Source organism: Vibrio sp. D420a (genome assembly GCF_030248625.1).
Classification (GTDB): Bacteria; Pseudomonadota; Gammaproteobacteria; order Enterobacterales; family Vibrionaceae; genus Vibrio; species Vibrio fortis_A.
On the sequence record NZ_JAHGAN010000047.1, the window covers coordinates 44,795 to 65,706 of the forward strand.

At 44.5% G+C, this 20,912-nt stretch carries 15 protein-coding genes; 8 read left to right on the forward strand and 7 right to left on the reverse strand.

What is annotated here, in order from left to right:
* Positions 1-113: 113 nt before the first annotated feature.
* Positions 114-4,034: an inverse autotransporter beta domain-containing protein gene (locus KI743_RS22220; protein ID WP_285468262.1), complete on the reverse strand. Its 3,921-nt coding sequence runs from the start codon at positions 4,032-4,034 to the stop codon at positions 114-116.
* Between the two features lie 381 nt (positions 4,035-4,415).
* Positions 4,416-5,309, reverse strand: a complete 894-nt coding sequence (locus KI743_RS22225) for a LysR family transcriptional regulator (protein ID WP_285468264.1) — start codon at positions 5,307-5,309, stop codon at positions 4,416-4,418.
* A gap of 164 nt (positions 5,310-5,473) precedes the next feature.
* Between KI743_RS22225 and KI743_RS22230 the strand changes: the two genes are divergently transcribed.
* Positions 5,474-5,989 carry a GNAT family N-acetyltransferase gene (locus KI743_RS22230; RefSeq protein ID WP_285468266.1) on the forward strand — a complete coding sequence of 172 codons (516 nt, stop codon included), beginning with the start codon at positions 5,474-5,476 and terminating at the stop codon, positions 5,987-5,989.
* 111 nt (positions 5,990-6,100) lie between these two features.
* On the opposite strand, the gene KI743_RS22235 is transcribed toward KI743_RS22230, so the two are convergent.
* The gene (locus KI743_RS22235) at positions 6,101-6,592 is read right to left on the reverse strand and encodes an Lrp/AsnC family transcriptional regulator (protein ID WP_306416948.1); all 492 of its coding nucleotides are present in this window, start codon (positions 6,590-6,592) and stop codon (positions 6,101-6,103) included.
* 150 nt (positions 6,593-6,742) lie between these two features.
* Here KI743_RS22235 and KI743_RS22240 point away from each other — a divergent pair, with 150 nt between their 5' ends.
* The 6 genes from KI743_RS22240 to KI743_RS22265 all read left to right on the forward strand — a co-directional run bounded on the left by KI743_RS22240 (position 6,743) and on the right by KI743_RS22265 (position 13,230).
* Positions 6,743-7,342, forward strand: coding sequence for a LysE family translocator (locus tag KI743_RS22240; RefSeq protein ID WP_285468268.1), 600 nt, complete (start codon positions 6,743-6,745; stop codon positions 7,340-7,342).
* A gap of 321 nt (positions 7,343-7,663) precedes the next feature.
* On the forward strand, positions 7,664-8,662 hold the full coding sequence (locus KI743_RS22245; RefSeq protein WP_285468270.1) for an AraC family transcriptional regulator: 999 nt from the start codon (positions 7,664-7,666) through the stop codon (positions 8,660-8,662).
* Positions 8,663-8,786: 124 nt separating this feature from the next.
* Positions 8,787-10,388 (forward strand): aldehyde dehydrogenase family protein, encoded by a 1,602-nt coding sequence (locus KI743_RS22250; RefSeq protein WP_285468272.1) that lies wholly within the window; start codon positions 8,787-8,789, stop codon positions 10,386-10,388.
* A complete protein-coding gene (locus tag KI743_RS22255; RefSeq protein ID WP_285468273.1) occupies positions 10,388-11,353 on the forward strand; it encodes an SDR family NAD(P)-dependent oxidoreductase in 966 nt (321 codons plus the stop codon). Before KI743_RS22250 ends, KI743_RS22255 begins: the two co-directional genes overlap by 1 nt.
* 10 nt (positions 11,354-11,363) lie before the next feature.
* Positions 11,364-12,377 carry a hypothetical protein gene (locus KI743_RS22260; protein WP_285468275.1) on the forward strand — a complete coding sequence of 338 codons (1,014 nt, stop codon included), beginning with the start codon at positions 11,364-11,366 and terminating at the stop codon, positions 12,375-12,377.
* Positions 12,378-12,621: 244 nt separating this feature from the next.
* Positions 12,622-13,230: a hypothetical protein gene (locus KI743_RS22265; RefSeq protein WP_285468277.1), complete on the forward strand. Its 609-nt coding sequence runs from the start codon at positions 12,622-12,624 to the stop codon at positions 13,228-13,230.
* 82 nt (positions 13,231-13,312) lie between these two features.
* On the opposite strand, the gene KI743_RS22270 is transcribed toward KI743_RS22265, so the two are convergent.
* Together KI743_RS22270 and KI743_RS22275 are read right to left on the reverse strand one after the other, a co-directional pair.
* Entirely contained in the window at positions 13,313-15,214 is a 1,902-nt protein-coding gene (locus KI743_RS22270) for a methyl-accepting chemotaxis protein (protein WP_285468281.1), read from the reverse strand.
* Positions 15,215-15,925: 711 nt separating this feature from the next.
* Entirely contained in the window at positions 15,926-16,732 is an 807-nt protein-coding gene (locus KI743_RS22275) for a hypothetical protein (protein WP_285468282.1), read from the reverse strand.
* A 211-nt stretch (positions 16,733-16,943) separates the two neighbouring features.
* Here KI743_RS22275 and KI743_RS22280 point away from each other — a divergent pair, with 211 nt between their 5' ends.
* Positions 16,944-18,056, forward strand: a complete 1,113-nt coding sequence (locus KI743_RS22280) for a hypothetical protein (RefSeq protein WP_285468283.1) — start codon at positions 16,944-16,946, stop codon at positions 18,054-18,056.
* A gap of 315 nt (positions 18,057-18,371) precedes the next feature.
* Here the strand turns inward: KI743_RS22280 and KI743_RS22285 are convergent, their stop codons facing one another.
* Together KI743_RS22285 and KI743_RS22290 are read right to left on the reverse strand one after the other, a co-directional pair.
* Positions 18,372-19,187 (reverse strand): SDR family oxidoreductase, encoded by an 816-nt coding sequence (locus KI743_RS22285; RefSeq protein ID WP_285468284.1) that lies wholly within the window; start codon positions 19,185-19,187, stop codon positions 18,372-18,374.
* Positions 19,188-20,141: 954 nt separating this feature from the next.
* Complete coding sequence (locus KI743_RS22290) at positions 20,142-20,636, reverse strand: GNAT family N-acetyltransferase (RefSeq protein WP_285468285.1); 495 nt, start codon at positions 20,634-20,636, stop codon at positions 20,142-20,144.
* Between the last annotated feature and the right edge of the window lie 276 nt (positions 20,637-20,912).

Below are 20,912 nucleotides of genomic sequence, written 5' to 3' on the forward strand. Positions count from 1 at the left end.
AAACTTGTGCTCAGTTACGCGATCCAAAAATAAAATCGGCCCCAATTAAGTGGGGCCGATAGAAAAAACACTCATGAGGCAGGAATCAAGATCGCCTCAACATAATAAGTGTCTTAATAAGAACAGTAAAACTGCAATCGAATCGTAGTATAATCACGCCAGTCATTTACCATATCTTCCTTTTCGGTGTCGCCAAAGCGATAGTTGGGGCTATTTTCAATCCCTATGGCAACGTTACGCATATGCTCAGGCCCCCAATAAGCGATATTGTCGACACCACCACAAGAAGCAATGCCTTCACTCTTAAAACGGTCAAAATCAAATCTGCTATAGCCTGACCCCCCGTAGTTGAGATACGCTAGATTGCCCCCGACTTTAGAGGCTATGTGAATCGGCATCGACTCCCCCCTTTCTATCTCTATTGGTGCTGTGTGACTTGAAATGACATGTTCGATAGGCACTGAGATATCAAAGTAGTCCGTCACATTCTCTCTGAGCATGCTCGCTGAAACTCGCTTTCGACTCACACTTAACAGATAACTATCACTCTGAGCTAAAAACGGGCCATACGCAGCTTCGTCTACCGTGATCGTCGCGGCGCCTGCATTATGAATCGTCACTTGCCCATCGTCGTCCACGGTGGCCACGTGCTCATTATCCGAACGGTACGTTAATGCGCCGCCGTTACCGCCGGTTGCCACTTGGGTAAAGGTTACATCGTCAAATACTACCTTACCTAGCACATCTGGCCCTGCATTCAGTGGCGTGCCGCCATCGATAATCTGTAACACAAAGCTATCAGTACTACCCAAGAAGTTTTCCGATTCTGCCTCGGTTAGTGTAATGGTGGTACTCCCTACCTTGTGTAAGGTCACTTGACCAACAGCATCGATACTGGCCACAGCTGGATCACTAGAATGATAGCTGATCGCACTACCATTACCGCCACGGTACGCCGCGACAAACCCACCATCACTCAGACGTCTAATTTGAGTCTCTCCAACATCGAGCGCGGTACCCGGAGCTTTGGCTACCGTGATGGTGTAACTATCGCTTGCCTCCAGTAAATACTCATCTTCCGTCACCAGCGCAGTGATTGTTGTACTGCCGGCTCCGACAATAGACACGGCACCCGTGCGGGAATTCACGATCGCCACATCAAAGTCAGACGAGAGGTATCGTGCCCCAACCTCTGTATGCCCTTGAACACTGTCGCCATACGTTACCGACATGTCAGGCCCTAGTTCGAAGTTTGGTCGGGCGTCTTTCTCAATGGTAAGAACATAGCTTGCCGTTTGCTTTTGGTAACGCTCTGATGCCGCTTCTTCCATAGTGATGGCCACTCGACCAGGCTTGACAGCTGTCACGGCCCCAGTTGCAATATCCACGGTCGCCACGCTTGTATCAGAAGAACGGTAAACAATAGTGCCACCATTGCCTCCGAGCGCTGTTCTATGAAGCGGCGTTTGCGTCAGCGTTTGGTAGGTCTGAGTCACATCACTGCCCGCTTCTAATGGCGTGCCCGATGTCTTGTCTACTGTCAGTAAATACGTTGCTTGCTGCGCTAAATATCCGTCTTTGGCCGCTTCATGAGCCGTGATCACCGTAGCGCCAGGAAGCAACACGGTCACAGTACCGCTGCTTTCTTCAACCGTAGCCACTGATGGGTTAGAGGAAGTATAAGTCACCGGCCCCCCATTGCCCTGAGTCGCCGCTTGTGTAAAGACGTTCGCCCCCTCTCCCGTGACATCGCCACCGAAGTTCATTACCACATCAGGACCAAACGACAATCTTTGCCCAGCAGAAGCCGTAACATGAATATTATAGCTTGCTTGCTGCGCCATAAACTCGCCCGCTTCGGCTTCTTTTGCGGTAATTGTGCTGCTCCCTAACCCCACAATGGTTACTTCACCAGTCGTCGTATTCACCTCTGCGACGCTGGTATCAGACGACTCATACGTAATGGTCCCCTGATTCCCCGCGGTTGCAGCACGAGTAAAGTTCACCACCGTACCATACTCGATTGTCATATCATCGCCAAAGTCCAGAGGTTGACCAGCTAAGCCCACTTTAGTACTAACCAGCTGATACATCATCGCCTGTTGACCATACATAAGCTGGACTGGCTCTTGACCATCACCTAAACGCGATCTAAGCGGTGTATTATCCATGTCCACCTGAACCCGTTGACTGCTGTCTAGCCTAACGTGTAAGCCCACGCTGGAGCGTGTTTCTAATGGATAGAGATTCATGTACGCGGCGTTATATTGCGTCAAAGCGGCTAGCACGTCATCTGGCGCACCAGAAAACTCGATGTCAAACGTCAAATCGGAGCGCTCTAACTGTGTGCTGCTCAGGGTACTCACAGGTGAAATAATCACTTCATTTAACTCACCAGAGTCAACCACCGTCAACGTACCGGTCACATCTCGAAACTTACCAGAGGCCAAATGACGAACCGTCGCATGGTAGTTATAGTCACCCGCAACCGGCGGCACATTCACCATAATGCGAGTTTGGTTTTGTAACGTCTGTTCATCCACGGCAAAGGCTTCTGGTAGTGTCCAATCCACTTCGTATTCTTGATGCGCAGAGCTCGAGTGGGCATTTGACATGGCAGACAACGCATTCGCAGTCGCGTCTTCCTCGTCAAACAACAAACGCAACTCCAGTGGTCCGTATCCATCACCGCTATTGAGTGCCTGTGCTACGCTGTTGAGTGCACTCACATTGAGTGGGAGATCTTTCTCTTTGTACTCGAGGGTAATGCGATGATTTCGATCAACAAAATCCAAACGCTGACCTCGTAGGTCTCTCAGCGGTGCCACAGAGTCCATCGACCACTGTTTCGACCAAGGCATACCGAAGCGATAAGTGAAGCTCACATCACTTTCGAAGGATGAATCCAGACCTTTCGCTTTCTTTACACCGGTTCTCACCGTGACAGCAGGCACAGGCGTATACGCTAGATAGGCTTCGCTGACATAAGGGTCTTTCATTCGCTGACGCGTACCATCAACGCCAACCTCATCACCAAAGTACTGCTCATGAGTGACATCCAACCCTAGAGAAGGGTTTGTCGGCCAGTAACTTTTTAAATTGACATCAAAGCCCGACGCAGGGCGCTCTTGATAATCTTCAAAGTCTGGCGAATCTTTCCAATCTGACAACGCGACATAATAGTTGCTCGACAACTTCAAGTACTCAGCCCACGCCTCAACCCCAACACTTCCCCTTTGGTGACCACGTGACAAATCACGATCGAAAAAGGTGTTCAGTCCCAGCGCAAACTCATTGAGCTCTTGGCGAAAGCCGAAACCCACATGCGCAAAATCGCGGCCTTGATAGGTCGACTTTGGATTCATCTCGGCGCCAAATTGCGTAAAAATAACCCCAGTTTCGTGCTCATAAAGCGGGACTAATGCTTTTGCGGATAGACTCGGGTCATCCAAGTGGCTCAGAACATTACTCTTGACCTCTAGCTTACCTAGCCCACCGAACCATTGCTCCAGCCAGTTGGATACCCCTCGTTCGGCCCCCTGTGTCGCACGAGCCTGCGCGTAATCGCGCTCATTGCCGTCATTTAACGCGGTTCCCAACTGGCTCAGTTCTGTCGCAATCTGCTCCTTCAATGAGTCGTCGTTTGACGTGTTCGTCAAGGATGAGCCCAAATCTGGTAGGTTTAGATCCGATGCCAATCGCCCTGCCCCTAGGGGTGGAGCGTATGCCCATACCTTTGTTGGTAACTGATCGTTCACTCGAGCTTCGTTCAAGCGCAGTACATCTTTCAAAGGCGTACCTGTCCGATCTGCTATATCTTGCCAAGTGTCAGTTGGATACGTCGAATACATAATAAACGCAGGATATGGTGTAGGCGGTTCAAGGTTAAACCCATGATGCCCTTCTAAGTAAGGCTTCACTTGAGCTTCTGCATGATCACCGTTGGCTAGCGCCACGGGGTTAGCCAGTAAGCTAAGCGAAATAAAATAAGTCAGGCTGATGGCCCGCTTAGAATGAGGGACGTCTTTACTCATCGTCTAAGTAACTCCACTGCTTGGTACACGGTATTTTTGTGACCCCGGTTCAAAGACACGGGTATGTGCAGCCTACCTCGACTCAATGAGTGGTGAATAAACGGTTACAAATGGTTACACAGGGATTCCTAGATCGTTTTTTTACTTAGAGATTTAATATGGTTCTATTGTTATTTTGCACTGTCTCAATGAGCCACTTCACCAAGGCGAAAATAATGAGAGTTAACCACTTAAACACAAGTATTTATCATACTTCACGGGCTGTATTGGTCGCCCTCATTTACATTTAACTCGCGAACAAAAGATGCGGTGATATTGGTTGCATAGAGTTACAGCTCTCGAGGTTACTTCAGGTTTTGATTCACTGAATCCACGCCCCCATTACGAACCTTTGTGTTGGTCTTCCCGCAAACGCTCTTTTAAGAAATCTAAAAATAATTTAGTCCGGGTATGCTGGTAATCCAGATTTGGGTAATACGCGTACATTGTGGCTTTTTCTAATGTTGTATGAGGGAGGATTCGTTTCAGTTGACTGTTCTTTAGCTCCTCTTTAAGCACCATGTCGTTGGACATCAGAATCCCCATTCCACCTTTTGCCGCATAAAACAATGCTTCCACATTTGTCGTAGCAAAATTAGCCGTCAAAGAAACACGTATATTGGGAAAAATTCTAATCTCTCTATGTGGGCTTTCACCATGGATCAACATATTGTGGTTTGTTAACTCCTCTGGTTGCTTTGGCTCCCCATATTCATGCAGGTAATCAGGCGAAGCGTAAAAGGCAAGCTTGTGTTCAAAAAGTGGCATTGCTTTGTAATTGAATGAGTTTAAATGTTCAATTTCCGGACTAATAAAGAGATCTAGGTTGAGCTCAGGCACTTGTCCGGGTGTTGTAGTGAGTAACAAGACTTTGATGTCGGGGTACAGCCTCAAAAAGTCACCAAAATATTGAACAAGAAACTTAGCCCCAACAGCTAAACTCGCGCCAATCCTCAATACACCTGATGGCGTTTGATTTACAGACCGAGTTTCATCGATTACCGATTGCCATTCATCTAGTTGAACCTTCGACCGCTGATAAAACAAGACTCCCGCTTCAGTCTGTATGACAGAGCGAGTTGTTCTCTTAAGCAATTGCACACCAAGGCGCTCTTCTAACCAAGAGACTCTTTTACTCACAGCAGAACTTGTCGTGTGTTGTTTTCTGGCGGCCCCATTAAAACTTCCCTGATCAACGACCTGTATATAGCTTTTCACACATTGAAACCAATCCATGACTTACCCTTTTATTCATTCCTATATGAATCTAATGTTTTTCCCAAAATAGGTATTATCGCGTATTTGGGAATCAATTAGACTCTAACTCAAACCTTCGAAGCTCTCCAAGCCGCGTATCCACAACTTGCAATGACTTATATTCATCAACAATAGGCAACGTTATGTTAGTACCATTTAAAGACAACGACTATGAAGTATTAATGAGTTGGATTGACTCTGAAGAGTTGAACTATTTATGGGGGGGACCTACGTTTGACTTCCCCTTGTCTATTAACCAATTAGATCAGCACTACTCTCAGAAAGGTCTTCATCCTTACCTGTTTTTTTACGGTGAGAAACCTGCTGGGTTTGTTGAGTTATGCCAAATAGACAAACGTCGTCAAAGAATCTGTCGCGTCTTGATAAGTAATGAACATCGTGGCCTTGGCTTATCCAAAGTTATGCTTGAAGAACTGATCTCCATAGTCGAGACAGACGGAAACACTGACACACTCAGTCTCGCTGTTTACACACATAATTCGGCCGCTAAGCAGTGTTATGAGTCACTAGGCTTTCGCCCCGTATTGTTGGAAACAGCAAGCTTTATGTTTGCAGGACAAAGTTGGGATCTGATCCGAATGGAAATGTCCTTACCCCGCGCTCGAAAAAACAACAGAACAAGCTCAGATAAAGCCTAATGAATAAAGCGTTGACGTTAAACTAACGCAATGTCTGCAAGTTTGCTGTCGCATAGGAGTGAACCATGCTAGAAATACCGAAGCGAAACCTTCGAAACGTCATGCTTTATCTTAGCCTAGCGGAACTTTATGGCTGTTCTTAATCTCCTTAACAGACACATTTGAGTTCACAGCAGTGACCCCTTTGACACGTCTCAGCTCACTTATGCATTCGTAGTACTCATCTAAGTCTCGTGCCATCACTTGCACAATGTAATCGGCTCCACCTGCAATGCAATGACACAAGGGTATCCAATCCGTTTCTGATACAAAGGCTTCAAACGATTCCGTATTCTCCACTTCGTGGCTGCCAAGAGTCACTAGAGTGAAGCCGACCATTGAAAAACCGAGTTTTTTACGGTTAAGCACGCCTGCATATTCACTGATGTAGTCCGCCGCTTCCAACCTTTTCCAGCGGCGCCAGCACGGGGCTTCACTTAAGTTGACCTTTTCAGACAGCTTACTATTACTGATTCGTCCTTCTTTTTGGATGAGCCTGAGCATTGATAAATCTACGTCATCAAGCATTTCAAGGCTATTTTCCTTCTTATTAATACCACTCATTGAAATATCCTTTCCACTTTTTCCCTAATCATAATGCATAAAGCAAAGTTCTTCCCGTGAGTTTTTATAAAATATTTGGCATTACCCAACTGTGCATTACCCAACTGTGCATTACACGCACAAACGCTAAGAGGAATTGAAGATATGTTAATGGAACCTCAGATTTTTATGGCCTTCGTCGTATTTTCTATATCGATGTCGCTCACGCCAGGAGCTGGTAACCTAATGCTATTAAGTATCTCAAATCGATATGGGTTCTTAGCAGCACTGCCTTTTGTCATCGGTACGACATTGGGCGTTATGTTCGTTTTTATTGGGTCAAGTGCCGGTCTATATAGACTCTTGCTGTCTAGCCCCGAGCTATACATAGCAGTCAAGTACGCTGGAGCGGCTTATCTGCTGTACACAGCATGGGGGATCACAAAACAAGAGATAGCTGAAAGCCAGGAGACAGAACGTACTAGCGGCGTGACATCAGGCATTCTCATTCAAGTCCTAAACCCGAAAGCTTGGATCGCCGCCATGACTATATTTTCTCAGTTTACCGATGCAACGGGAGACTACGTACTGCAAGTGAGCATTCTCATTTTCATTTTTGTCTTGGTAACGGCGTTATGTACTTTAGTGTGGGCCTACTCAGGAACACTCCTCAAGCACGCACTAAAGTCGACACATCAAATGCTTATCGTTAACCGTTGCTTAGGACTAACTTTAGCTGCAACCGTTGTGTACATGCTCTGCCAGAGTTAATCCGGTTCGGAACACGGTCTTGGCTTTTGGGATGAATCCTAAAAGCGCCCTTATTCAATCGACAACCTCCAATTTTCCGCGACATAAACGCGCTCGCTATGCTCGATGAAATTGGAGGCTTATCGCGATATTACCGATGCTTTATTAGGAGAATAATTATGGATATTTTGATGATGATAGTCTGGGTTCTACTACAAATGTGGGCTCTACTGTTTATAAAGGCTCTGTTCAGTTAGCCTTTTTATAAACAACTCAATAATGACAACATGCAACCTCGGTGTTAACTTTAAAGAACAACAGGTTTCAACCCAAGGAGCATCTGTGTCACTAACCCAACTCTACCCATTTAACCCTGGTTGGAAAGTTCTTATCAGTGATATGGGGTGTGATTATTTGACAGTAATGCGTAGCGCCAACATTGAGCCTGACGACTACACCTCAAACTCTCAAGATATTGATGGATATACCTTCTATGCACTATGGCGAGCGGTTGAACAAGATGTAGGTATCAATACATTCTCCATCAAAGTGGCTCAGTCCATGACTTTCGAGAGCCTTAGTCCTGCATTTTTTGGGTGCATGTGTAGCGCAAACATGGAACAAGCATTTCTTCGTATGCAGCGCTACAAACCCTTAATCGGTCCAGTAAAACTCAATATCCAACCGTCTTCGAAATATACTCGTTACCAAATTCTCCCTGTTGGGGACGGGGACGAGGTACCTAAGAGTTTAGGCGTAACAGAGATTGCATTGCTCGTGCAAGTAGCACGCATCGCCACGAGAAAACACATTGTTCCCGTGCGAGTCACCGTGAAAGAAAAGCACGAAGACTACAGTGAACTTGAGCAGCTTCTCGGTTGCCCTATCGAGCTTGATGACGTAGATGCGTTCTCTCTTTCTACACAAGATTTGACAACCCCACTGCTCACAGAAAACAGTCTGATTTGGGGAACGCTAGAAAAAAATTTGGAAGAGTCATTGGATCGCTATACGCATAATCAATCGTTACGATATATGGTATGCAAAACCATAACTCGGTTACTTCCTGATGGCAAAGCGACAATCAATTGTGTCGCGAGTGAACTCGCTATGAGCAGCAGAACACTGCAACGTAAACTTCAAGTAGAAGATTGCGGCTTCCAAGACCTACTGCAACAAACACGGAAAGACCTCGCCATCCACTACCTAAAAGAGCCTTCGACACCATTGATAGAAATTGCTTTTTTACTCGGTTATCAAGACAACAACTCATTTTCTCGTGCATTTCTACAATGGTGTGGAAGTACACCAAGTCAGTATCGGCTAAATCACCCCAAATGACGTCCAGGCGTCACATCTAATATATATGACGCCTTTGGTATATTACTTGTCGCCTTCTGATTGGTACAAACAGCAGAGTCTCTACCAGTATTAACAGTACGTCCACTACGTATAGGGAACTGTGATGCTCGCTAAACAAGCCTTTGAACAACTGAACCCTCAATCTTGGTCAGAGACATCTGCGATTGAACGCCTGTCACTTATCGAAGAGATCCAAAATAACCTCTTAAAATACACCGAAGAGCTGGGCACAACCGACGCGAGAATGAAGTGCGGTTTGACGTCCAACAACGCCGTTAGCTTCGGTGAAGGGGTCGGTACCACCGTCAATGCAATGGGCAATACCCTACAGGGTATTCGCCACCTGTATGAATCTCTTGCTCATGGCGCGATGCCGATAGCAAAAAGCACAAAGAAAATTGATGATGATGTCCATGCAATTGAGGTTTATCCCATCCATAATAAAGATAAGCTCACTGCGGGACGTATGAAAGGTTACTTACACGTCAAAGGGACCCCAAACCAAACAAGCCCATTAGATAAACCAGCAGGCATTATCGCCGTATCTGGTGCAGGTAACTACAGCTCTTCTATTGAAATGGCGATGGCGCTTTTTTTAGAGAACAAAGCGGTGATTCACAAGCCACATGCGCTCAACGAAGCAACCGATGAAGTATGGGCAAAAATTTTTGCGCCTTTGATTTCTCGCAATTCACTCGCATTTATCGATAGTGACCAAGGTCATGCGATGGCCTCATTAGAAGGACTCCACGCCATTTATTTCACAGGCTCGACTGGCGTAGCTAAAGCTATTCAAGACGAAGCCAGCGCGCCGTTAGTTGCAGAATGTGGCGGCAATAATCCATGTCTTATCGTTCCGGGTGACAAGCCGTGGACCGACAAAGAACTGAATAAGTGGGCCCTCCAGATTGCTTCTGTCGGCAAGCTAAATGGTGGAGCGGTGTGCGGACGTCCTCAAACCATTATTACCTCAAAAAACTGGCCCCAAAGAGAACAGTTTCTTAATGCATTACGAAAAGCGATTGAGGTAGAAACATTTGCCACCACTACCTATTACCCAGGGGTGGAGAAAACCAAAGCTCAATTTCTTGAGCAGCAACCACGCGCAGAGATACTTAAACCGGAAGATGGGGCGAACCCATTCGGAGACTTTGTATTCATCCCGGATATTGGTGAAGAAGACTTCGCTGTCACTAATGAGGCATTTTGCCAAGTATTCAGCGAACTCCCCCTGAATACTGAGAATAACGCACAAGACTTTTTGGCCAAAGCAACGGACTTTTGCAACAACAAGCTTCTTGGCTCGTTGGGTTGCATGATCCTAGTGGATAACCACACCCTAAAAGCACATCGAACACTGCTCGATAACACAGTTCATCAGCTTAACTATGGCGGCATAGCAGTGAACAACGTGCCACCCAATATCTGGCTCAATGCTTACCTTACATGGGGAGGCTGCGGAGAAACGAAAGAGGATCTGGTATCTGGTGTCGGAAACTTTGGTAACGCACTCAATTTCGACAACGTTTTGAAGTCAGTGATCATTGATGATTTCAATGCCGACACATTTGCTCTCACAAATCAGAAACAGTTCGAAAACTTACTAGTGAACGCTTCAAAATTCTCAGTCCATCAAACGTGGGGGCTGTTCATAAAACTGGCCGGTCAAATGGTGCTTGATAGTCGTTGTAAGAAGGAAAAGTAATGGCTCGCAGAAATACTCACTGGTGCTCAATAGAAGACCTTGCAAAAGGCCTTTTCGGCAAAGTATACGTTGTCACGGGCGCAAACTCAGGCGTCGGGTTTGAAACAGCTAAACAGCTCATTAAACAAGGGGCTCACGTCATTATGGCGTGTCGCCGCAAGACAGCGGCGGAGCAAGCAGCATTAGCTTTTCAAAACCTCATCGGAACTTATGAAATCGTTGACTGCGATCTTGCGGATGAGAATAGTGTTAAGCAATGTGTAAAAAAGTTGTCTCAAACTTATACTCCAATAGATGGGTTGGTGTGCAATGCAGGCGCTGTCATCATGGGCAACCAAGCTCAGTACTCCAAGCAAGGTCATGAACTGACTCTAGCAACGAGCTTCCTTGGCCACTTCTTGTTGATCGAGCAACTGCTTAGTGCTGGAAAATTCAATCACTCCGCTCGAATCGCTATCCTGTCATCGGTCGTTCACGCAAATAAACCATCAAAACGTACAGACATTAATTTTGATGACCTTAACTGGACGACTCGTTCATACAACGCCTTTGATGCCTACTCTGAGGCAAAACTTGCCAATACACTTTATGCTCGTGAGTTAGCGACACGACTCGAAAACACCAATATCACTGTCGCATCGATCCACCCTGGCTGGGCTCGTTCCAATTTTGGTCGTGGAGGGGGCAAATGGATGGACATGCTATTTACCATACTTCGCCCATTAACTTGGCACATGTCAGACAGTAATTGGGCATCAGCACAAACCTCATTGCATGTACTACTCAGCGATACGGTGCCTGACTATTCTGGTGCTTACTTTAGCCAATCTAGTGTGCTCTACCAGGATAAAGAGTGCCGCAACGGAGGGTGGCCAATGAAAAGCCCAAACCCAAATGCCAACGATCTTGATAAAGCAATACGACTAGTTTCTGCAGCAAGAGACTTAGTTCAGCTGAACCAATAGGAGATTGACGATGTCGAACACCCAACCAATTTTTGCACAAGTTAACGGCACACATTTTGCGAAGCTCAGCAGTCACTTTACGTCCATTGATGGCCTTGGTCTTAACGTAGGCGAGATCTTTTCGTCCAGCGTAGAAATCGGGGTTCAGTTTATCGCTGAATCAACCGGCAAAATGAATGGTGAGCTATCAGGGACTCTCACAACCACAGAGTACTTCACGAAAACTGACGACGGTTTTTCCGTTAATGTTCATGGTATTCTGAGCACTGAAGTGGGTGAGTCAGTCTCAGTAAAGATGCTCGGCCATATTAGCCACTTGGGCGTTGCAAATTATCAGATCGCATTACGTCAATATGGTGAGTTAGGGCAACAGTTTAACCATCTTCATCTTTTTGCGACAGGACGTGTCGACGTGCTAACGGGACGTACGAGTCTCAAAATCTGTTCATCAGAAACGAACCCATTCGGATCCGGTCTCTCACTCTACTTGGGAGGGAACGCATTCTTCGATCCCGATGCACCTACCATCAGCTACAAAGCGTTTCCGTTTACTCTAGAGTCACTGCAAAGTGATGCCAATGCGCAAATCATTTACGCAGGACAAGGGAAGCTCAATGGTATTGAGTCATTTGGTGTCGATATCCAAGCGGTATTGAGCGGCCAATATCCGATCCCTGAAGAAGGGTTGCGCTTAAATGGATACTTCAGTGGCCCGGTGCAAGGCTCAATCAATGGCGTGATCTCTGGAAGAAACTTCCTCAGAGTCATGCCTGATGGTTCAATGGTCATGAACTCGAAGATCATTGTCCGCACATCATTAGGTGAAACTCTACTGCTTGAAGCGCTTGGTTCAAGTTTTCTAGAAACCGGAACCGCATGGTTCGAAACTTCGAAAACGGTCTCTAACTTAGACAAGTATCAACACCTCACTCAGCTCTATAACGTTGGTGTCGGCCTTACGGATATAAACACTCAACAGATTGTTTATAATCACTACGGTTATAGCAACAACCCTTTTACGTAAAACTAAATAATGAGCACTAAAGTAATGTAAGGCCTTTCGGCAACTTATTGATTAATTTGGTGTTATACCAATAAGTAACGACGTTTGATTAGTCAAGGGGGTTAAGCCCCCTACTTTCTCCCTAACCCTTGAAATTGAGAGAGCGCCTGTGAATCAGAACTTTCCAAAACAGCTAGGATGGCGACTAATCCTATCTGACTTGGGGATCGATCTAGCAAACTTTCTTCCCCAAGCAAATTTGCCCATGAACTGGTTTCAAGACGGCGCGCTATTCTGCTCGCCAGATGAATGCTTTCAGTTTTGGGATGCTCTAAATTTGCATGCAGCACGACAAGATCTACCTATCGCCATCAATCAAAACTTTTGCTTAGAAAATGTCGGCGCCCCACTCGCTGGAGCGGTATATCAAAGTAACGGCATTGAAGCTTTGGAGTATCTACGCTGTGTTTATCCAATTGCTACCCCCTTTGAGATAAAAGTGATGCATGGAAGGGAACTGACCTGCATCACTCTCATTGAATCTCAGGTGTTGATTCAGAAAGATGCCTCATTACGCTGTTTGCTTAATCACTACTACCAACTGTTGCTCGTACAACTATTACGCTGTGCTTCCCGCAACCAAATCGGCATTGAGTTAATGACTACGCCATTTTCAGATAGGGCCGACAAGGCCTTTGAAAAAGGGCTAGGGACGATCACTGTTCTCACAAGTGATGCAAGTCGAATAGTGATAGAAAGTGAGCAACTCTATCCACAACTCCTGACCTATAACCAACAATATATAAACGCCTACCAAGCCATGTTGGAGTCTTTACAAGCGCAATTGGCTAAGCATAACGTTGAGGTTCGGTGAGCGATAAAAAAGCGAGCATTCGGCTCGCTTTTATGAAGATGTCTAAACCATCATTAATGACTAGGAAGGATTCCCTTGATGGTTAGATTTTGAACTTCGACACGAGCTGATTTAGGTTAACCGCTGATTCGTTCACCTGGTCGCTCACCTCTTTGATTCTCGCAGTGGATTGAACACTCTTTTGTGCACTATCACTGATGGATATCACATGCACATTGATCTCCTTCGTCACAACCGATTGCTCTTCAGTTGCAGTAGCAATTTGAGAGTTGAGATCGGAAATGTGCATAATATTGCCGACAATTTCTTGCAAAGCCTGATTGGTTCTTTTAGCAGACTCGACGCTATTACTTGCCTGCAATTTACTCTTCGATACAGACAAGACGGCCGCCTTTGCTCCGTCTTGCAAAGCAGAAATCATCTCTTGAATTTCTTCCGTAGAATCCCCCGTACGTTGCGCTAAGCTTCTAACTTCGTCGGCTACAACAGCAAACCCTCGACCATGCTCTCCAGCACGCGCCGCTTCAATAGCAGCATTCAGGGCCAGCAAATTAGTCTGATCAGCAACCCCCCTAATCACATCAAGAACCGAAGTAATTGCATTGGTCTTTTCAGCCAAAGACTCTATGTTGTCAGAAACCATCTCCATCTCGCGCGCCATCACGTCAATCGCTTTGGAAGACTCGCTCACAATCGCTTGGGCATCGGTAGCGCGATTGACAGCATCAGTGGTCGTTTGAGCGGCAACATTCGCATTATCTGCAATTTCAGAGACCGTACTGCCCATTTCCGTGATCGCAACCGACACCTGATGAGCCTCATCTTTTTGCTTATCTAAAGCAACTTGCGACGATTCAACATCCATATTGACGTTCAATGATGCATCTTTTACCGATACAGAAGTACTCACAACGTCAGCAACAACATGTTGAATATTTGCAACAAATGAATTGAAGCCCTTGGCAAGCTCCGAAATTTCGGGCACTGAGCCTTCCGGAACTCGACTCGTTAGGTCACCCCCACCTTGCCCCAGTACAGCGAACCTCTTTGCCATATCGTTGATAGGCATGGTCAAACGTCTTGCTAGCACGTAACTGACCGCGGCAAAAAATACCGATGTCACAATCAAAATCAACACGATTTGAGAGGCACTTTCCTCGATATCCGAAAGCAACTCAGCCTTAGGGATCTGTGCCACTACATACCAACCTAAGCTCTCGATGTAACTCGAAGCGATAAAGAACTCTGACGTCTCTTCAGACCAATAGTTCTTTTTATTGAGTAGTGTGTGAACGTTCAGCTCACTGTAAATATTGGCAAGCGTATTTTGATCATTATAGTGCTCATTATGATGAACCTTCACCAACCCATCCTGGTCGACAAGAAAAACAAAACCAGACTCTTCTAACTTGAAGCTCTGTAGATAGTTGACCATTTCATCGAACGACTTGGAAACGCCAGCGAGCCCGCGTCCATTTAGCTCTTGATAGTTAACGAAGATGTCGACCTGACCCGTCTCGCGGCTTCTATACACGCTCGCCATTTCGGGCTGCCCACTCGCTTTAAAACCAAAGAACCAACTCTCACCTTCGGGAGTAAATGTCCGCAAAAAGCCGTTTTGATTCCAAAAATTGTTGGTTTCACGGTCGGCAAAGGATGTATTACTGTACCCGTTTGTTTTTGCAATATTTGATAAATGTTGAACCACAAGCTTTTCAGTCGCTTTGTTCGCCCCTTGCTTAGACCACTCTTCAAACAAAGGGTTTTCTGCAATAGATCGAGCTGAAAGCTTCATCATGCTGATCTCACTATTAATCGAATCCCTGATGGTTTTAACGAGTAGCGGCATTTCATTTTGGGTAAGCCTTTCCACCATCAAAGTCGACTCGCTCCGATAAGACAAGTACGTAACGATTGACGACGATATAACGACGGCAATAAGCACAGATATCATGATGCGCATTTGCATTGTTAGATTAGACATAAGATATAATTGCTCTCAATAACTCAAATGTAATTAATACTATTTACAAATCTAACAAACCTCTCAGACGAAGACTAATAAAAACCGACCTTATATTCGCATATTTATTCAGCAAACGTTTTCCTTAAGTACATCATTGAAAAGAGCATACTTAAACCGTCACAGTGGCGAATTAAATCTATCAACTGGCATACGTTGAGAGCTCACCTATCGCTTTCTTAGTGATGTTAAAAATAGAAATAAAGGGAAATTTAATTAAAATTTAAGTATAAATTAAGAATTTTCAGCTCATAAAAAAATCAACCTTCCGCCTATCTAGCCCCCAAAATAAGACACAAAACCTTTCTATTCACAATCACCTCTTTTAGCTTATCTTTACAAAATCCAATCCAAAACACAAAAAACGCGCAATGCAAGAATGAATAAAAATGCAACAAAAGAGATGAACTAACCACAAATCAAAACAAGAGGGGGGAACTGTATTTTAAAGAATACAGCCGCATAACCATATACTGACTAACAAGGCCCAGAAAAGTTTGGAGCTATGAATGAAAGGATTGTGAAATGAGGAAATCTACAGAGCGAACAAGCGAAAGTCTTTATTCATGAATAACACAAATGAGACAAGACACTTTATACAAGTGCCTTGTACAAGCCAAAGAAGTCTAGCATCCTTATAAATTGCGCCCCTTCAAATGCAGTTTATCGCTTCTAACGCCACACATTTGTTAACTCAGACTTCTTATAAAACATTCTCGCAGATCCCAAGTACTTTCTGACAATTGAGACATTAAGCTGACCTTCTCTTTGGAACGCAATAGTTAAAAGCTGGACCAGAGATATTTTACATATGGTTGCTGCATCTGCTACAAGGCCTGTGCGTTCTTCAATAAGCTTTCCCAGCTCACTCTGTTCTTGTCCTACGCCAGCAGGAGGAGTCGGGTTAAAACCCGCGGGATAATAGTAATAATATGAAAAAAAATCACCGATAAGCTCTTTTATGCCTGACTCTTCTTGCCCTTCCCAATCAACCATACAATTCAAATACTCAGCCAAAGCTATGTCGTATAACCTAGGCGCGACAGTAAGCGTTAGTTTCACCGTCGAGGCATCATCAACGGTAATGTACTTGGGTGTAGCAACTGCACCATCGAGTATAGGTTGTAAGTTTCTTGTGGTTGGCACAGTCTTCCAAGTGCCAGTAGCCGCACTGTGGCTCACATCATATTCAAACTGTTCGTATTTGTTGCTAATCAAAAGAGTGAGTTGTTTAAGCGCACCATCACATGAAGACAGAAACGTATTTTTGTCTTTAAATTTGATTAAGGATTCGCTATTAGCATTGAGAGTTATCGTGGTCGAAAAACTCAAATCTGTAATACATTTTTTTTTCAATACTTGTACAGTTAAATCAGCTCCTCGGTTGTTGTTTATAGTCAACTTGTAATCCTTTGAGGCGTTAACACTGGCCGAAAAAAGCCATACCACACCAATCAACATTATTTTTCGTCGAGTCATCCAAATTCACTCCCTAGCTTTGCTCTTCGTGGACATGACTGAAGCCTCTCAACAAATACACCAGACATGTAACCCCATCCAAACCCATACAGAACACAAGTGCAACCGAGTTAATAATAATTAATATGAAATTAATTTTATATTTGATTTTTTGTGTCAATATAATCTAGACCTATGAGGTTTAATCAACTAAAGCACAGGGAGATCTAACATGGGAAGTACAGATTTAATAACCTACCTAAACTACATGCAGACATGGGATACGGAATCAGACCCCAACATCAATCAACTTTTAGACGAGCATAGCCTGTTTGTCGGCCTCGGCGATTTCGCCTCTGATCAAGCAGTGGATGAAGAATTTGATTCTTTGGTTGATCTAGCAAAAGAAGTGAGAGATTGGACTGTAGCAGCAGATTCAATTGAAATGGCAGCCGACGCTGCAGCGGTGGCTAGTTTTTGGTCTTTTGGTATAGGCATGGCGGCTTTTGTTGCGTTAGAAGCTGAGGCTGCTGTAGATAAAGCAGTTGCCTCGAGTAAAGCAAAAGAACTCAACAAAAAGCTAGAAACCGCCGATACGGATATAGCTAAGAAAATAAACCCAGACGTATTACACTACATTGAAAAGTATAAAAAAAATAACAACTTGATCGTATCAAAAGCACCTGCGGGCTTGGATACACAAGCATGTCGCTCGTTCCTATTACAGTTTATTGGTGAGATAGAGAAAAAGGGGCAAAAAGTAAACCCAGATCTGTTTAGACAATATGCTTCAAGCGCGAGAATTGTTTACCATAGTGATGAAATAAACCAAGTGTACGATGCGCTCGACGAACTCAACTTTAGCGATAAGTCTGAAGAAGACCTTACGAAGTTTATGAAGGTGTTAGCTGATTTACCAGTATCACCGAGCTTTACAAGACAAGTCCTCACCTTTACGCAAGGGATCTCTTTATCGATTGCCTTGCGAAACCTTAAAATGCAGCAAAACACAATCCAGGAATGTGCTGAAGCTGCAGGACTCCCCTTAGAAGAAGTAGAGTCATCAGCGCTGAAAATGATGGACAGTTCCGCCAAGTTCGCACTGGGCATAGCAGTAATCCTTACTGTCGTTGACGTTGTTTTGGATATTCTTAATCTGATTGACGTGGTCAAGCAATGCAACAAAATGGTTGATGAGCTAAACGGCTCCATGAGAGACAACTACAAACAGTTTTTCAATCAAATCAAAGATGCTTCAAAAGCGTATAATGAAGCCATTAACGGTTCAGATGAGAACTCGCTCCCCTCTCACAATAAAGCACCTAAAGATGGTGTCCTAGCCTAAACGGCAATATAGATAAAATGGCCTTCGGACGAACTGAAGGCCATACCCCCTACCCTTACTTCTTTTCGTAATATATTAAGCACACCAACCACGCGGCGGCTCACCTTTATACTCACTCAAAAACCTCTAGGGACAATGAGGTGATTAAAAAACGAATAATATTCGAAAGGGAATAAGTTTGAAGTGATTATCAATAGAGCATGAGGCGCCCCTAAAACCAGGTCGCCTCAATCAGAGATTAATCTGACAGCCTAATATATGTACATTGGCTAAAAGAGAGTTCCGGCTGTAGTCAACCAAAAGTTCTTAAACGTACTAAAGACCGAGTTGAGCTTTAAGTCCACCAATAAAAGTCTCGTCATCCAGTGCTTTTCGGTTGTTCAATAGTTCAACAGCGTCATCACCGGCGCGATAGCGTAAAGTATTGGTGCCATCTGTTACAGCTTCATAGATAACGTCTGCAACTACTTCAGGTGCAGAGCCAGGGAACTCTGATTGAGCCCACCCACCGAACAGTGCTTGCACGACACCTTGATACTCTTCCATTGATTCATCATTAGTGAAATCAAAAGAGCGGCCACCAAAGTCTGTGTTAATCATACCGGGCTCAACAATTTTCATCTTGGCCCCAATTGCTTCAAGCTCGTAGTGCAGTGCCTCTGAGATCCCTTCCACGGCGAACTTAGTGCCGTGGTACAGAGCACCTAGCGGAAATGTCATCTGTCCACCAATTGAAGAGATATTCACAATAGTGCCTGAGTTGTTTTCTCTGAAATGAGGTAATACGGCTTTTGTCGTTTCCAAAAGGCCAATAACATTAGTATCAAACTGGCGGCGGATTTTATCTATAGAAAAAGCTTCCAATGGCCCATACGCACCATAGCCGGCATTGTTGAGCAGTGCTTCAATAGAGCCAAACTGCTCAATACCCGCTTTAACAGCTGCTTGAATTGACTCAGGTTCTGTTACATCTAAGCGTGTAACTAGTACGTTATCCAGCTCAGTCAGTTCGGTTTCATTTTCTGGTGAGCGCATGGTTGCTATCACATTCCAGCCCTTAGAATGAAATAGTTTTGCTGTTGCTTTGCCAATACCAGTTGATGAGCCAGTGATAAGAATTGTATTTGCCATTTTAATACCCTTTGAATAATGATCATTGTATCGGTTGCACTTCTATCTTAACTCCAGAATATGCCATTTCAGGAATCGGATGGTGCCATATGAGTTGCAAAACATGCCAATCAAAATATCGGTGTGCTCAGAGGCTAACTTTCTCGTCATTGCCATAAGCTTGCGCTCTAGCCAATAGTATAGAAGCCAGCTAAACTTCCTTCCCAATACGCGAAAAAGTTCTCTGTAATATAAGTCAAAAAGCTTGTAGATAGGGGGAGGTTCCGGTGCGGGTATCGCAAGTGAGATGTAGCCCTTTCACTTGCAGAGAGACTTTGAATGGAAAGCAAAACGAAAAGCAGACCAATGCTAACTCTACTATCACTCTCTCCACGAACATATAAGAAAGCCCTTTATGAAATAGAGTCAATAAACGCAGATTAGTGTTCCAACACCCCACTCTAGAACGCTCAACTGGTATCTGTTTGTTATGTGAATCGGCATTTAGTTATGGGGGCGAATTACGGAAAATTTTCGTATAAGAGACCAAAGAACTGATTAGATTAACTTGCTCTATTGGTGTACTGGCCAAGCGTTCCGCTCACAGATTCTGAGAAGGTTTGGGGTAAAATCTTCTTAGCTAGGCCCATTACCTCCTAACCAAAACTTCTGGGGACAATGGGGGTTGTTTTGAATTAAATAGAGTAGGAAACGTGCTCATTCTAGCTTTATAAAAAGCACCCAAATGCCCTATTCCTCTGGGCTTCAGCGATACTTCGAAACGTCCTAACGCACCCACGATCCCATTCAAAAACCTCTGGGGACAATGGGGGTTGTTTTTGAGTGAAACTGAGAATAATAGAGAGGTAATATGTTTGAAGCCCTAACCCACTTTTGGACACAAACGCGTTGGACTAATGACTCTAACGCACTTATCTGAGGTTAGATAAAGTACCTTGAAGCCTTAAATGCTTGTTAACTGGCTACTTCGAATGTGAGGAAATGCATAACTAAATCAATATCTACCTGCTCTGACTCTATGTACTTATCACCGACTATATTTGAAATCGCTGACTTCCAAAATTTAAGTGCTGCGGTGTTACCAAGTAGCACTCTGATCTGCCACTGCCCGATAAACTGCTCTGTCACCAATTTTAACGTTTGTTTACCTACGCCATTACCCTTAAATTTTCGAAGCACAAAGAATTGCTCAATGTCATAGAGTAAATCATTAGGCGGATACTTTCTAACGAGTACAAAGCCAGCCAATTCCCCATCAGCATAGATGAAATATGGGGAATGGTCCTCTTGTTTCCAGTAAATATCTAAGCTGTTTTTGTTAAAAGAAAAATGACCGTTCTCATTTGGAGACCAACCCATATACTCTGACATATCATAAATATAATATGGGAACAGATTCTCTAGAATATGACGAGATTCTGGTGTGATTTTTATTAACGAAACTTCCATTTGACTCCTTGCCAGTTAACGCGCGTTAAGGGGCTGGATAACGCTAACCACGAAACCTCAACAAACCACCCTAACCACTGCTTTCGACTTTACCACTAAAATAGCCAAGCGTTAACAGTGTCTTAAACGCTTTGTATGGATAATAAGCACTCCAATCGGGTAATGTGAGACCCAGGCTTTAGCTGCAACTAAAGCTTTCTATGTAGCAGTTCGTTTAAACGCTGGCTCCTCCATCGAGAGGCCGATAACAAACATGGACGCTACATAGGACTTCAA